This window comes from Arthrobacter sp. JB02-1C (assembly GCF_057748045.1).
The window spans coordinates 2,059,489-2,074,517 of record NZ_CM173235.1 but is presented as its reverse complement, the minus strand read 5'-3'; the positions used below and the strand labels follow the sequence as shown (position 1 = coordinate 2,074,517).

The 15,029-nt window shown below is 67.5% G+C and carries 12 protein-coding genes; 10 read left to right on the top strand and 2 right to left on the bottom strand.

Features of this window, described 5'->3' with window-relative positions:
* Positions 1 to 184 precede the first annotated feature (184 nt).
* The 7 genes from AC3ANP_RS09915 to AC3ANP_RS09885 all read left to right on the top strand — a co-directional run bounded on the left by AC3ANP_RS09915 (position 185) and on the right by AC3ANP_RS09885 (position 9,880).
* A complete protein-coding gene (locus tag AC3ANP_RS09915; RefSeq protein WP_488330020.1) occupies positions 185 to 916 on the top strand; it encodes a hypothetical protein in 732 nt (243 codons plus the stop codon).
* 152 nt (positions 917 to 1,068) lie between these two features.
* On the top strand, positions 1,069 to 2,259 hold the full coding sequence (locus AC3ANP_RS09910; RefSeq protein ID WP_488330019.1) for a glycosyltransferase family 4 protein: 1,191 nt from the start codon (positions 1,069 to 1,071) through the stop codon (positions 2,257 to 2,259).
* Positions 2,256 to 3,668 carry a UDP-glucose dehydrogenase family protein gene (locus AC3ANP_RS09905; protein ID WP_488330018.1) on the top strand — a complete coding sequence of 471 codons (1,413 nt, stop codon included), beginning with the start codon at positions 2,256 to 2,258 and terminating at the stop codon, positions 3,666 to 3,668. Before AC3ANP_RS09910 ends, AC3ANP_RS09905 begins: the two co-directional genes overlap by 4 nt.
* Positions 3,669 to 3,966: 298 nt before the next feature.
* Positions 3,967 to 4,464 carry a diguanylate cyclase domain-containing protein gene (locus AC3ANP_RS09900; RefSeq protein ID WP_488330017.1) on the top strand — a complete coding sequence of 166 codons (498 nt, stop codon included), beginning with the start codon at positions 3,967 to 3,969 and terminating at the stop codon, positions 4,462 to 4,464.
* Positions 4,458 to 5,609 (top strand): putative bifunctional diguanylate cyclase/phosphodiesterase, encoded by a 1,152-nt coding sequence (locus tag AC3ANP_RS09895; protein ID WP_488330016.1) that lies wholly within the window; start codon positions 4,458 to 4,460, stop codon positions 5,607 to 5,609. The genes AC3ANP_RS09900 and AC3ANP_RS09895 overlap by 7 nt, the downstream gene beginning before the upstream one ends.
* A gap of 103 nt (positions 5,610 to 5,712) precedes the next feature.
* A complete protein-coding gene (locus tag AC3ANP_RS09890) occupies positions 5,713 to 7,803 on the top strand; it encodes a putative bifunctional diguanylate cyclase/phosphodiesterase (protein WP_488330015.1) in 2,091 nt (696 codons plus the stop codon).
* Between the two features lie 214 nt (positions 7,804 to 8,017).
* Positions 8,018 to 9,880: a putative bifunctional diguanylate cyclase/phosphodiesterase gene (locus AC3ANP_RS09885; RefSeq protein ID WP_488330014.1), complete on the top strand. Its 1,863-nt coding sequence runs from the start codon at positions 8,018 to 8,020 to the stop codon at positions 9,878 to 9,880.
* Positions 9,881 to 10,073: 193 nt separating this feature from the next.
* Here the strand turns inward: AC3ANP_RS09885 and AC3ANP_RS09880 are convergent, their stop codons facing one another.
* Together AC3ANP_RS09880 and AC3ANP_RS09875 are read right to left on the bottom strand one after the other, a co-directional pair.
* Entirely contained in the window at positions 10,074 to 10,922 is an 849-nt protein-coding gene (locus AC3ANP_RS09880) for an SDR family NAD(P)-dependent oxidoreductase (RefSeq protein ID WP_488330013.1), read from the bottom strand.
* 85 nt (positions 10,923 to 11,007) lie between these two features.
* Complete coding sequence (locus tag AC3ANP_RS09875; protein ID WP_488330012.1) at positions 11,008 to 12,018, bottom strand: LacI family DNA-binding transcriptional regulator; 1,011 nt, start codon at positions 12,016 to 12,018, stop codon at positions 11,008 to 11,010.
* Between the two features lie 284 nt (positions 12,019 to 12,302).
* Here AC3ANP_RS09875 and AC3ANP_RS09870 point away from each other — a divergent pair, with 284 nt between their 5' ends.
* From AC3ANP_RS09870 to AC3ANP_RS09860, 3 genes are read left to right on the top strand one after another with little or no spacing between them, the layout of a single operon-like run.
* On the top strand, positions 12,303 to 13,220 hold the full coding sequence (locus AC3ANP_RS09870; protein WP_488330011.1) for a transporter substrate-binding domain-containing protein: 918 nt from the start codon (positions 12,303 to 12,305) through the stop codon (positions 13,218 to 13,220).
* Between the two features lie 10 nt (positions 13,221 to 13,230).
* Positions 13,231 to 14,184 carry an amino acid ABC transporter permease gene (locus tag AC3ANP_RS09865; RefSeq protein WP_488330010.1) on the top strand — a complete coding sequence of 318 codons (954 nt, stop codon included), beginning with the start codon at positions 13,231 to 13,233 and terminating at the stop codon, positions 14,182 to 14,184.
* Positions 14,181 to 15,023: an amino acid ABC transporter ATP-binding protein gene (locus AC3ANP_RS09860; RefSeq protein ID WP_488330009.1), complete on the top strand. Its 843-nt coding sequence runs from the start codon at positions 14,181 to 14,183 to the stop codon at positions 15,021 to 15,023. The genes AC3ANP_RS09865 and AC3ANP_RS09860 overlap by 4 nt, the downstream gene beginning before the upstream one ends.
* Positions 15,024 to 15,029: the final 6 nt, after the last annotated feature.

Genomic DNA, 15,029 nt, shown 5'->3' with positions numbered 1-15,029 from the left:
CCGCCGTCTTACTGGCCATCCGGCGCTTAGACTTTGCCGTTCGACGGCGGTAAGAAGCCGGCGTCGGGCCGCCACTAAATAGCTATGGACGTCTTCGCCCAACCGGCACACCGGAGCAGCGCAGCCTTCTCATGCTTCCTCCGGAGTCGCCGGCGTTTCCCACCGCAAGACAGGAAGACACGTCATGAATTCCTTGGTTTCTCGTCCGCGGCGCCTCTGGAGCGCCGTGCCGCTGGCCGTACTGGCCTTGCTGACCGGCCTGCTTATCGCCTATTCCCCGGCGCAGGGCGCCCAGCCCGGCGCCGGACCCCAGGTGCCCGCCGTAGCCCTCGAGCACAGCCATTCCGGCGATGACGCCAACTCCGGCAAGATTCCCGCTTCGCAGGCAGCCCTCCGCGAGGGCATGCGCTCGCTGTGGGCCCAACACATGGAGTGGACGCGGCTCGCCGTCGTCGACTTCGCGTCCGGCTCCCCCGGCTTCCCGAGCACCGCCGCGCGGCTGCTTCACAACCAGGCCGATATCGGCGACGCCATCAAGCCCTTCTACGGCAGCGCTGCCGGCGACCAGCTGACCACCCTGCTTAAGGTCCACATCACGAACTTCGTGGCGCTGTTCCAGGCGGCGAAAGCCAAGGACTCGGCGGGGCTCGAATCGGCGACCAAGGCGGTGTACGCAAACGCCCAGGAAATCGCGGATTTCCTTGCCAAGGCCAATCCCAGGTTCTGGCCGCAGAAAGACATGCGGGACATGATGAAGGGGCATATTGACCAGACCATTGTGTACGGCAGCGACGAACTCGCCGGGAATTACGCCCACGGCATCGCCGTCTATGACCAGGCGGAGGCCCACATGATGATGATGGCGGACGCTCTCAGCGCCGGTCTCATCGGTGCCTTCCCCGGCAAGTTCCACTGACCGTCGGGCCCCGACGCCGCTGACGGGCCCGGCCTCCGTGTCCGGAGGCCCCGCCCGTCAGCGGCAGCGGGCCGCCGCGTGTTAACCCACTCTTCCCCCGCAGGCCACACCGGTGACTCCGCCCCGTCAGCCGCCGCGGCCACGGTGGAGGCGTGAGGATCGCAGTTGTCGCCGAATCATTCCTGCCCCAGATGAACGGGGTCACGCATTCCATCCTGCGGGTCCTGGAGCACCTGCAGGAGCGCGGCGACGACGTGCTGGTGATCGCGCCGTCCACGCAGGACGCCGGGGCGCCCGATGAGGTCCACGGCGCCCGGGTGCACCGGCTCCCTTCCGTGCCGCTGGCCGGCTACACGAACGTACGCGTCGCGTTGGGCGGTGTTGCCCGGGTCAAGCGAATCCTTGCCGGCTACGCCCCCGACGTCGTGCACCTCGCCTCCCCGTTCGTGCTCGGCTGGCGGGCCGCGCAGGCCGCGCACCAGCTCGGGATCCCCACCGTGGCCATCTACCAGACCGAGGTCCCCGGCTACGCCTCCCGGTACGGCGTCCCGTTCCTGGAGAACTGGGCCTGGAACCGGGTGGAGCAGATCCACCTGCTCGCCTCCCGCACCCTGGTCCCGTCCACGTTTGCGCTGAACCAGTTCCTGGGCCGCGGCATTCCCCGGGTCCAGATGTGGCGCCGCGGGGTGGACACCGCACGGTTCAGCCCGGAGAAGCGCGACGACGCCTGGCGGGCCTCGGTGGCCCCCGACGGCGAGCGCATCATCGGCTACGTCGGCCGGCTCGCGGTGGAAAAGCAGGTGGAAGACCTGGCGGCAATCGCGGACCTGCCCGGGACCAGGCTGGTGATCGTCGGCGGCGGGCCGCAGCGCGAAGCCCTCGAAGCCGCGCTCCCCCAAGCCGTGTTCACCGGGTTCCTCGGCGGCGAGGACCTGGCCCGGACGGTGGCGTCCTTCGACCTCTTCGTCCATCCGGGCGAGTTCGAAACTTTCTGCCAGACCATCCAGGAGGCCATGGCAGCCGGGGTGCCGGTGGTCGCCACCGGCCGCGGCGGCCCGCTGGATCTGGTCGAGAATTCGCGGACCGGCTGGCTCTACGCCCCGGGCGACCTCGCCGCGCTGCGGGCCCGGGTGGCGGACCTGACCGGCGACGACGCCAAGCGCCGCGCGTTCGCCGCCGCGGCCCACGCCTCGGTCCAGGGCAGGACCTGGACCGCGCTGGGCGAAGAGCTGGTCCGGCACTACGAGGCGGTCCTGGCCCGGGCCGCCGGCCCGGCCGGTCCCCGTCCTACCGGCCCCGCAAGCCCAGCCAGTGCCCGACACACCAGAGGAGCAACCCTGTGAGAATTTCCGTAATCGGCTGCGGCTACCTCGGCGCCGTGCACGCGGCCACGCTGGCCTCGATGGGGCACACCGTAGTCGGAATCGACGTCGACGCCGCCAAGGTGGCGCAGCTGGACCGCGGCGCAGCGCCGTTCTTCGAACCCGGCCTCGACGAACTGCTGCGCGACGGCCGCGCCAACGGCCGCCTGACTTTCTCCACCGCCTTCGCCGACGCGGCCGGCGCGGAACTGCACTTCCTCTGCGTCGGCACGCCGCAGTCGAAGACCTCCGGCGAGGCCGACCTCAGCTACCTGGTCGCCGCCACGCAGTCGCTGCTTCCCTTCCTCGCCCCCGGCGCCGCCATCGTCGGCAAGTCCACCGTCCCGGTGGGAACGGTGGACATGCTCGGCGGCGTCCTGGCCGCCAGGCCGGACGTGCTGCTCGGCTGGAATCCCGAGTTCCTGCGGCAGGGCACCGCGGTCAAGGACACCCTGGTGCCGGACCGGCTGGTGTACGGCGTGCCCGACCGGCAGGTCCACGGCGCGGACACCGACGGCGGACCCGCCGACGCCGGTCCCGCAGGCGCCGGTGCCGCCGTCACCGCGGCCCTGGACGAGGTGTACGCGCCGCTGCTGAGCGCAGGCATTCCCCGGCTGGTCTGCAACTTCGCCACCGCGGAACTGATCAAGTCGGCGTCGAACGCCTACCTGGCCACCAAATTGAGCTTCATCAACGCCATGGCCGAGTTGTGCGAGGCCTCGGGCGCGGATGTGACGGCGCTGGCCGGCGCGATGGGCCTGGACCCGCGGATCGGCGGCCGCTACCTGCACGCCGGCCTCGGCTTCGGCGGCGGCTGCCTGCCCAAGGACATCCGTTCGCTGCGGGTGCAGGCGGCCGCGTTGGGCGTGGACTCGGTGGACGCCTGGATGGACGCCGTGGACAGCATCAACTCCAGCCAGCGCGCCCGGACCGTGGCGGCCGCGCGCGAGCTCTGCGGCGGCCAGCTGGGCGGCCGGCGGGTGACCGTGCTGGGGGCCGCGTTCAAGCCGGACACGGACGACATCCGCGACTCCCCTGCCCTGGACGTGGCGCAGCAACTGGCCGACGCCGGGGCGCACGTCACGGTCACAGACCCGGCTGCGATCAACAACGCCTGGCTGCGCTACCCGCAGCTGCGCTTCGAGGCCTCCACCCGGCACGCACTCGAGGGCGCGGAACTGGTGCTGCTGCTGACCGAGTGGGAGGCCTACCGGGCGCTGTCTCCGTCGGCGGCCGGCGGGCTGGTCCGGCGCCGGACGATGCTGGATGCCCGAAACGCGCTGGACGCCGCGGCCTGGACTGCGGCGGGATGGACTGTGCGCGGACTCGGCCGGGCCGCCGCACCGGTTGCCACCGACGCGGCGGCGCTGGGCGGGTTTGCCGGCCGCTGACCGGTCACCGAGCGGTCCCCGGCCGCGCCGCCGGCAGCAGGCCGCGCGGCCGGTGCCGAGGTGGCAGCGCCGCCCTGCTGCGCCCCCTATGATTTCTCAGGGAGGTTCCACATGCGGCAACATCGGTCTCAGCGTCATCCGGAAACGGCCGGATGAGCACTTCGGCGCGCATCGAAGCGGACGACCGGCTGCGCGAGGCCTTGTCCCTGCTCTCCGCCACCCTGGAATCCACCGCCGACGGCATCCTCGTGGTGGCACCGGGGGCCGGATCTCCTCGGTCAACAACCAGTTCCTCGCGATGTGGGGCGTCCCGCGCGAGCTGGTGGACACCGGCGACAACGACTCCCTGATGGCCTTCGTCCTGGGCCAGTTGTCGGACCCCGAACAGTTCGTTAGCAAGGTCACGGCCCTCTTCGCCGACCCCGAAGCGGAGAGCCACGACGTCCTGGACTTCCGCGACGGACGCATCTTTGAACGCTACTCCCGGCCGCAAAAGGTCGGCGACCGGGTGGTGGGCCGGGTCTGGAGCTTCCGGGACGTCACGGCAGCCCGGACGGCGCAGGACCGGATCCGGCAGGCGATGGCGGACCTCGCGGCCCAGGCGAGCCAGCTGAAGAAGCTCGCGTTCCAGGACCCGCTGACCGGGCTCTCCAACCGGCAGCTCTTCAACGACCGGCTGGCGTACGCCTTGGCCGGCCCGTGCGGAACCGCCGTCGACGTCCTGCTGCTGGACCTGGACGATTTCAAAAGGAGGTCAACGACGTCCACGGCCACCACGCCGGCGACCAGATGCTGATCGAAGTGGGCCGGCGGCTGCGGGGCTGCGTCCGGCCGGGCGACGTGGTGGCCCGGCTCGGCGGGGACGAGTTCGTCATCCTGCTGGTCGGATCGCTCGACGCCGATGCCGCCGCCGCACGGATCGTCGAGTCCCTCAAGGCGCCGGTCTGGATTGACGGCACCCTGCTGCGGCCCAGCCTGAGCCTGGGTCTGGCATCGATCAGCGAGGACGCCGTCGACGCTTCGGAGCTGCTGCGCCGGGCGGACATCGCCATGTACGCGGCGAAGGCCGCCGGCAAGAACCGGTACCTGCGGTTCCGCCCCGAAATGATGATCGAACTGCTGGCGCGCACCCAGCTTGAAACCGGGTTGCGGGCCGCGGTGGGCAACGGGGAGATCGTGGTGCACTACCAGCCGATCGTGTCCCCGGGCCTGGGCCGGGTGGTCAAGGTCGAAGCCCTCGCCCGCTGGGAACGTGACGGCGTCGTGGTCCCGCCGCAGCACTTCATCCCCGCCGCAGAACGCAGCGGGGTGATCGTGGACATCGGCGCCGAGGTGCTGCAGCGTGGCTGCACCGAGCTGAAGGACTGGCTCGCCGAGGACCCCGGCCGGTCCCTCGCCGTCAACGTCTCCGGCACGCAGCTGCAGCACGGCGGTTTCCCGGAACTCCTGTTCGCCACCGCCGAATCCTGCGGAGTGGACCCGCACCAGCTGGTGGTGGAGGTCACCGAAAGCGTCTTCTTCGACGACGACTGCCAGATCCACCGCCAGCTGGTGCAACTCAGAAGCGCCGGGGTCCGGGTGGCGCTGGACGACTTCGGGACCGGCTACTCGTCCCTGGGCCGGCTGCAGGACCTGCCCGTGGACACGCTCAAGATTGACCAGTCGTTCGTGGCCATGATCCGCACCGGGCACGAGCGGCTTCCCATCCTGGATTCCATGATCGACATGGCCCACGGCCTGGGCCTGACCGTCACCGCGGAGGGCGTCGAGACCAGCGCACAGGCCGCGTACCTGAGCGGCCGAGGCTGCGAACGGCTCCAGGGGTTCCTGTTTTCCCGGCCGCAACCGGCTGCCGCGTTGCCGGACGCACTCTCCGCAGCGGGCCGGATCATCGCCGCCCTGGCCCGCGACACAGGAACGCAAACCCGGCCGGTGCTGTGATTTGCGTCTCAGGGTCCTATGATGCTTGAAGTTTATGGTCCACTGCGCTGACGGTGGACGGAATACCGAACGCCCGGGGGCTGGCATCAACGTGGAACAGGGATTGGCAGAGGCTCTGCTGGCGCAGGGTCCGGATGCGTTGCTGCTGCTCAGCACCGAGGGGACCATCAGCTTCGCCAATCCGGCGGCGGAACGACTGTTCGGTTACGCACCCGAGGGCCTGATCGGCGTCGGGCATGACTGCCTGCTGGTGGAGGACGACCGCGGCGGCTTCCTGCGGGTCCTCAGCCGCCTGGGCCGTTCCGGCGCCGACGGCATCAAGCCGTTCCCCGCCGTCGGGCTGCACCATGACGGCCGCGAAATCCGGCTCGAAGTCACCTGCTCGCTGGTCGCGCTGGGGGACGAAACGGCCGTGGCGGTCGCCGTGCGTGACGTCTCGCACCGCCCGGATGACGACGCCGGCCGCCGGCAGGCCGTCTCCCTGCTGGACGCGACGCTGGAGACGACGGCGGACGGCATCGTGGTGGTGTCCAACACCGGCCAGATCACCGGCGTCAATGAACAGTACCTGCGGCTCTGGGGGATGCCCCGGGAGATCCTGGCCGAGGACGACGCCAACGCCCTGGTCCGGTTCATCGCCCGGCAGCTGGTGGACCCGGACGCGTTCAGGGCCAAGGTCGCCGAGCTCTACGCGAACCACGAGCTGCACAGCCAGGACGTCCTCGTATTCCAGGACGGGCGCACTGTGGAGCTGTATTCACGGCCGCACAAGGTTGCCGACGAGGTGGTGGGCCGGATCTGGAACTTCCGCGACGTCACCACCCGCACCAAGGCGCAGGACCAGGCCCGCCGCGCCCTGGACGAACTCGCCCAGCAGGCGGACCAGCTCAAGGCCCTGGCGTTCCAGGATCCGTTGACCGGCCTGGCCAACCGGACGCTGTTTAACGAACGCGTCGTGGCCGCGCTGGAGTCCCCCGGCCCCGTGGCGGTGCTGCTGCTGGACCTGGACGACTTCAAGGACGTCAACGACATCCTCGGCCATCACGCCGGGGACCAGATGCTGGTGGAGATCGCCCGCCGGCTGCGGAACTGCGTGGGCCCGCACGGCACCGTGGCCCGGCTCGGCGGCGACGAGTTCGTCGTGCTGCTGGTCAACTGCCACGATTCCGACGCGGTGGCGCAGCGGATCGTCAGCACGCTGAACGCCCCGGTCACCATCGAGGGGACGTTGATGCGCCCCGGCCTGAGCCTGGGCGTGGCGACCCGCTCGGAGGAGGGCATGTCCTCCTCCGAATTGCTCCGGCAGGCGGACGTGGCGATGTACGCGGCCAAGGAGGCCGGCAAGAACTGTTACGTGCACTTCCAGCCGGAGATGCTGACCACCCTGCTGGAACGTACCCAGCTGACCGCCGGGCTGCGCCGCGCCGTCGAGCTCGGGCAGATCAAGGTGTTCTTCCAGCCGGTGATCTCCACGAACCGGCGCGAGGTGGTCCAGTTCGAGGCCCTGGCCCGCTGGGAGCGCGACGGCGTGCTGATGGCGCCGGCCACCTTCATCCAGACCGCGGAGCGCAGCGGCCTAATCCGGGACATCGGCGCCGAGGTCCTCCGGCAGAGCTGCACCGAACTGCAGCCCTGGCTGGCGGAGGACCCGGGGCGGACCCTGGCCGTGAACGTCTCCGGGGTGCAGCTGCAGCACAAGGACTTCGCCGAACGGGTGCTGGATATCGCCGCATGGAGCCGGGTTGACCCGCACCAGCTGGTCCTGGAAGTCACCGAGAGCGTGTTTTTCGACGCCGCCTCGCACGTGATCCAGCAACTGATCACCCTTCGCGCCGCGGGGATCCGGGTGGCCCTGGACGACTTCGGCACCGGTTATTCCTCGCTGGGCCGGCTGCAGGAGTTGCCCGTGGATGCGGTGAAGATCGACCAGTCGTTTGTGTCCATGCTGCAGACCGGGGAGGAGCGGTTGCCCATCCTGACCTCGATGATCCACATGGCCCACAGCCTGGGCCTGCGGGTCACGGCCGAAGGCATTGAAACGGCCGCCCAGGCCCGCTACCTGATGGCACACGAGTGCGACGCCCTGCAGGGCTACCTTTTCTCCCGCCCGGTGCCGGCGCTGCGCCGGACGGTGGCCGTGGCCCAGTCCGCGGACGCCATCGCAGCGCTCCAGGAGCCCGCCGGGATGCTGTAGCACCGGCGTCACAAATTCTTGTCCGTGCGGCTATTGTCAGTGCGGCATGGCAGTGTGCCTCTGACCACATATGATTCAGGAACTGGTTTCGCACATCAGGGCCCGTCTGGCGTCCCGCAGCTGTTCTCCGCAGCCGCCGGAACCCGCGGGCCATTATTGACAGATCCATTGCTTGGGGGCATTAGACACTATGGACGCAACGTTTGCTCAAACCGTGCTGGAACACAGCCCGGACGCCTTGGTACTGCTGGGACCGGACGGTTCCATCACGTTCCTGAACAGCGCCGCGGAGCGGCTTTTCGGCTACTCCCGGGAGCAGTTGCTCGGGGCCGACTACAGCCTGCTGCTCGCTGAAGCTTCCCGGGAAGCCTTCCACGCCGTCCTCGCCCAGCTCCCGCCCGCCGGAAAACCGGCGACCTTCGCGGTGCAGCAGCCCTTCGCCGGCGCGGGGCGGCGCGGCGACGCCTCCGAGTTTGCGCTGGAAATCACCTGCTCGGCGGTCCCGTCCGGCGGTGCTGTTGGCGGCGGTGCTGGCGGCGGGACCGGCGGCGGTGCTGCCGCCGGGACCGGCGGCGGTGCTGCCGGCGGGAGTGCTGCCGGCGGGACCGGCGCGGTGGCCCTGTCCGTCCGTGCCCTGCGCTCCGCGGGGACGCACGACGGCGGCTCCGCGACTGCGGCGGCGTCCCGCCGTCGGACCTTCACCTCGCTGGAGGCCGAACTGGTGCCGGGCAACACCGGCATCCTCCCCCGGCTCAGCGCCGCCGAGCACGACGACCAGCTCAAGGCCGCCGTGCTGCGCGACAGCCTCACCGGGCTGCCAAACGGGACACTGTTCAACGAACGCCTCGCCGCGGCGTTGCGCCGGCCGGACCCGGTGGACGTGCTGCTGCTGAACGTGGACGACTTCAAACGGTACAACGATATGCTGGGCCGCTCCGCCGCCGACGAACTGCTGGTGGAGGTAGCCAGCCGGCTGCGTAACTGCGTCCGGCCGCACGACACGGTGGCCCGGCTCGGCGGCGACGAATTCGTGGTGCTGCTGACCGAATGCCTGGATGCGGGGGCCGTGGCCAAGCGGATCGCCGAGTCGCTGTCCGTGCCGGCCCGGATCGCCGGCACGCTGATCCGGCCCGCCGCCAGCATGGGCCTGGCCGCCCGCTCGCCGGAAACCCACGACGGCGCGGAACTGTTGCGGCACGCGGACTCGGCCATGACGGCGGCCAAGGCGGCCGGGAAGAACACCTGGCTGCAGTTCCGGCCGGAGATGCTGAGTACCGCCGCGAATGCGGGCCAGGGCGAGGCCGGGCTGCGGCAGGCCGTGGAACTGGGACAGATCTCGGTCCACTATCAGCCGGTGGTCTCCCCCGGGCTGGGCGCCGTGGTGCAGTTCGAGGCCTTCGCGCGCTGGGAACGGCACGGCAAGCTGGTCCCGCCCAACCAGTTCCTCCCGGTCGCCGAACAAAGCGGGCTGATCCGCGAAATCGGCGACGAAGTCATGCGCCGTGCCTGCGCCGAGATCCGGCCCTGGCTCGCCGGCGATGCCGCGTACAGCGTGTCCGTCAACGTCTCCGGCCTGCAGTTCCAGAACCGCAACTTTGCCAGCGACGTGCTGGAAATCGTCGCGTCCACCGGCGTCGGTCCGCGCCAGCTCGTCCTGGAGCTGACCGAGAGCGTGTTCTTCGACGCCGATTCGAACGTGCTGGGTCAGCTCGGCAGGCTCCGCGAGGCCGGCGTGCGGATTGCGATGGATGACTTCGGGACCGGCTACTCCACCCTGGGCCGGCTGAAGGAACTGCCGCTGGACATGGTCAAGATTGACCGCTCCTTCGTGGCGATGATCAAGACCGGCAAGGAACAGCTGCCCTTCTTCCGCACCATGATCAAGGCCGCGCAGGACCTGGGCCTCAAGGTCACGGCCGAGGGCATTGAAACCCCGGCGCAAGCCAAGTACCTGATGGACCTCGGCTGCGACTCGCTGCAGGGCTACCTTTTCGCTAAGCCGGCGCCCGCCAGCGACCTGGCCGGGACGATGGAAAGCGCCCTGACCGCCATCGACACGGTCGAAGCCGCGGGGTAAGGCGGGGTCGGCTGGCGGGGTCGGCTGGCTCCGGCGGCTGCGGGCCTGTGCGGGGGTTCGCCGGGGTCCGGCCGACGTTCCTGCCCAGTTACTCCGCCCCGGACCCACCCACCCGGCCGCCGGACCCTGGGTTGGCGCGGACCCCGCCCCGAGCCAAGGCCGGTAACCGGGCTGGAACGTCGCGGGAGGTCAGCTAGGCCCGCGGGTCCAGGGTGCCGGATGCACGGGCGACCATGGCTTCGCTGCGTTCCCAGAGTTCGCGGGCCAGGTCCGCGTCGTACGCCTGTTTGTTGGCCTTGGCGAGCGTCCGCTTGGCGTAGTAGGCGCCGGAAGCCCAGTCCAGGCCCGGCGTGGCCGTGGCGAGCCAGACCAGCGTGTCCGCGCCCTGGTCGGGGGTCAGCATGAAGCGCTTCAGGAACGACGTGTAGGCCAGCCGCATGGGGCTCGTGGACTCTGCCGCGAAGTTGGTGGCGACCCCGCCCGGGTGGAAGGCGGCCGTCGAGATACCCGCGGCGTGGTAGCGGCGATGAAGTTCGGCGGTGAAGAGGATGTTGGCGAGCTTGGCGTTGCCGTAGGCCCGGTTCGTGGCGTACCCGCGCGCCGCGTCCAGGTCGTTGATGTCGAACCTGGCGAAGACGGAGTTGGCCACGCTCGAGGTATTGATGACGATGGCCTTGCTGGCGGTGAGCACGTCCAGCAACTCGGTGGTCAGCAGGAACGGCGCCAGGTGGTTGACCTGGAAAGTCTTTTCGTGCCCGTCCACGGTGAGTTCCCGGGAGCGCATGATGCCACCGGCGTTGTTCGCCAGCACGTCGATCCGCGGGTACTTCTCGCTCAGCTGCGCGGCCAGCCGGCGCACCTGCGCCAGCTCGGCGAAGTCGGCCACGAAGTAGTCCGCGCCGATCTCGCCCGCGATCCGTGCGGTTTTCTCCGCAGAACGCCCGACGACGACGACGTTCTCGCCGTGCGCGGCGAAGGTCCTGGCCGCTGAGGCACCAATCCCGTCACTGGCGCCGGTAATGACAATGGTCCGTGCGGTCATGGTGTCTCCCGTGGTCGGTGCTGAAACTACATCCGGGTAGTCAACGCCGGCGGGCCGTGGGGTGTTCCATTGACTCGGTGTCGGGTTACGTCCCGGCCCCGATTCGGGCTGGTACGGAGGTGGATTCCCGGACCATCAGTTGAACGTCGAGCATCAAGGAGGCCCTGGGGCGCACGGTGGGCCGCACAATGTCGAGCAGTCGGTTGACGGCAGAGCGGCCCAGGGAAAGTAGCGGCATCCGGACGCTGGTGAGTGTGGGCGAGACGAGGCTGGCGGCTTGGTGATCGTCGATCCCCACAACGCTCATGTCTTGCGGTACCAACAAATCCCTGGACCTAAGCCGCGCGACGATCCCCATGGCAACCATGTCATTACAGGCTATGACCGCAGTCACGCCAGCGGCAACAGCCAGGTCCGCGGCGGAGGCTCCGCCGTCGAAGACCGGGGCAAAAGACCCGAGTTCCGTCACCCTGAGGCCGGAGAGCTGCGGCGTAACTGCGTTGATTCCAGCGCTCCGCTGCTTGTTTGTCCACGATGACGCCGGGCCGCCGGCGTAGGCAACATGACGGTGGCCCAGCGCGTATAAATGCTCCAGGGCGAGTCGGATGACCTGTTCTTCGTCCAGAGTAAGGGACGGCATGTCGGGCCGTCGGCGGTTGACCAGGACAACGGTTTTTTGCACGGACAAGGCTGCCAGTTCTTCGTCGCCCATCCGCGGCGAGCAGAGGATGAGGCCGTCCACCTGCTGCACGAGGTTGGCTACCAGGTTGTACTCGGTCCTAGGGTCCTCATCGGAGTCGGAAATGAAGACCGAATAGCCTTCGCGAAGCGCCTCCGCCTGGACACCCTTTGTGACGGACGCGAAGTAGGGGTTCTGAATGTCCGGCACGACGAGGCCGATGTTGTTGGACCGCCCGGTGATAAGTTCCCGGGCTGCGAGATTGGGAACATAGCCCAGATCGTTAGCGATCGCGGTGATTCGCGCCCGGGTGCCCGGCGCCACGCGCTTGTCGTCCGAGGTCAGCGCCCTTGAGACGGTGGACGGTGAAACCCCTGCCGCCTGAGCCACGTCTCGGACCGTAACTCTTTCGGTCATGAACTGTTCCTCCAAAGCGACGGGACGGGTTGCGGATTAGCCATAAGGCAAACGATTGGTATCAAGATATCTCATAACCGAACTAAAGCCGCTACCCCATTGGGGTTGTCCCGCCCGCTCCTAGGGAAAGCACCCAAAACCGACCAGTGGAAATCTATTGACACAGCATGCAAACGATTGGCAAGGTTCTGTGCAGCCCCTTCCGGGGCCAAGCAGGTAAGAGCGATAACCACTAGTTCCGCTGCACCCGGCAGCGGTATTTCCCGAAGACCCCTGGAGGATTCATGTCCCACCACATCAAAGCCAGCCGCGGCTTTGCCGCCCTGGCATTTGCCGGCCTCTTCGCCCTGACCGGCTGCGGCAGCAACGCCAGCGCCAGTGGCACGTCCGGCTCTGCCAACGCGAGTGCGGCTGGATGTAAGCCGGGAGCCGCCGCAGACAAGGTGCCTGCGGAGCTGAAGGCCAAGGGCACCATTACGTTCGCCACCAGTGCCGCGACTGCGCCCTACGAGTCGGTTGACACTGACGGAAAGACCCTCGTCGGTGCGGACATCGAAATTGCCAAGCAGCTGGGCTGCATCCTCAACCTAAAGGTCGCGTTTGAAAACGTCACCTTTGACACGATCATCCCGGGCATCCAGGGCGGCCGGTACGACACCGCCATCTCGAGCATGGGGGATACCAGGAAACGCGAAGCCATCGTGGACTTCGTGACGTATCTGAACGGCCCGGGGCAGATGTACTTCCTCAAGGCTGACGCCACCGCCCAAGTGGGCGATGAGGACACGATGTGCGGTCACACTGCCTCCGCGGTCAAGGGCAGCATTCCGCTCGAGCGGCTCCAGACACAAAGCCAGAAGTGCACGGATGCCGGCAAGGCCCCCATCCAGATCTCCGTTTTCGACAGCCAGAACAACGTTTCCCTGGCCGTGGCCAACGGCCGGGTGGAAGTCGGAGCCTCCGACACCACCGTCACCAAAGAAACCGTTAAGACGTCCAACGGCAAGCTCAAAGCGACCGGAGTCACCTTTGGAAAGGGGATCTGGGGTATGCCCTTGGCGAAGGAGTCGAAACTGACGCCGGCCATCTTGGCCGCAACTCAGGAACTCGTCAAGGGTTCTGCCTACATGGACATCTTGAACAAGTACGAGATAGCCTTCCAGAAGCTTGAAGAGCCGGCGATAAACAATGCCCGATTCTAAGCCGAGCCTTTTGACGCCTCCCAGCACTGAGGACGCTGTCGAGGTCGGCCAGCTGCCTACTGTCCAGTTGAAACACCCGGGGCGGCGCATCGCTTCGGCGGTGATCGTCGTCGTCGCCCTCATGAGCCTCTACGTCGTAATGACGAATCCGAACTTCATGTGGCCCACGGTTGTTTCTTACTTCGTCGCTCCCCCCATCCTCGACGGGTTGAAGATCACTCTCTTCCTCACGGTGGTGGCCATGGTTATCGGCTTCGTCCTCGGTACCGTGCTGGCGCTGATGCGCATGTCCACCAATAAAGTTCTCAGTTCAACCTCGTGGGCATTTATCTGGGCCTTCAGGGGAACACCGCTGCTCGTGCAACTCATCTTCTGGTACAACCTTGCTTCCTTGTTCCCCACAATATCCCTGGGCATTCCCTTCGGACCGCAGTTCATGGAACTCGATGCCAACCTCCTGATCACCGCCATGACGGCCGCCATCCTGGGGCTCGGCCTGAACGAAGGCGCCTACATGGCCGAGATCATCCGCTCCGGGATCTCCTCCGTGGACGAAGGCCAATTTGAAGCTGCGACAGCACTGGGAATGAGCCGGACGCGTTTGATGATGGATATCGTTCTTCCACAGGCGATGCGGGTAATCCTGCCGCCCACGGGGAACCAGGTCATCAGCATGCTCAAGAGCACGTCCCTGGTCAGCGTGGTTGCAGTCTCCGACTTGTTGTTCTCCGCCCAACTGATCTATTCCCGGACCTTTGAGACCATCCCGTTGCTGATCATGGTCAGCGTCTGGTACATGATCCTTACCTCGCTGCTGAGCATCGGCCAGCACTACCTGGAGAAACACTTCAAACGCGGATCCAGCAGGACCCAGCAAGCGTCCGCCCCGGGAACCTTGCAGCGGTTCCTGCGCCGCAAGGGCGTCCCCGCGAAAAGATTGACCTCGTCAGGTGGTATCGAATGAACACTCATCAAGTTCCGGCCCCGTCCACGACCCCGCGCCCGAACGAACCCGCTGAAGCGGCAGCAACACCGAGTTCCGGTCTCCCGCTGGTACGGATCAGTAACGTCCGCAAGAGCTTCGGCGCCGTCGAAGTACTCCGCGGAGTTTCTCTCGAGGTGCGGCAAAACCAGGTTCTCTGCTTGATCGGACCTTCCGGCTCAGGCAAATCAACTTTGCTGCGATGCGTCAACCATCTTGAAACGATTGATGCTGGCCGCATCGACGTTGCTGGGCAGCTAATCGGCTACGAGCAAAAACACGGGCGCATGCACGAGCTCCGGCCCTCAGCCATCGCCGAGAGCCGCGCCGAAATCGGCATGGTGTTCCAGAATTTCAACCTCTTCCCGCATTTGACCGTGCTTCAGAACATTTCCATCTCACCGATCAAGGTCAAGCGGGAACCCAAAGCCGAAGTGACGGAACGCGCCCACGAGCTCCTGCGCAAAGTAGGGCTCGGCGACCGGGGCTCCGCCTACCCACGCCAGCTCTCGGGCGGCCAGCAGCAGCGCGTGGCCATTGCACGCGCCCTGGCCATGCGACCTCGGCTCATGCTCTTCGACGAGCCGACGAGTGCCCTAGACCCAGAACTCGTCGGGGACGTCCTCAAGGTCATGCAGAATCTGGCCGCGGAAGGCATGACCATGATCGTGGTCACCCACGAGATCGGCTTCGCCCGCCAGGCAGCAGACACCGTTGCGTTTATGGACCAGGGACGCATCGCGGAAATCGGGTCCCCGGACGACATTTTCTCGCGGCCCCAGCAACAGCGCACCCGGGAATTCCTCTCCCATGTCCTGTGAGCCATT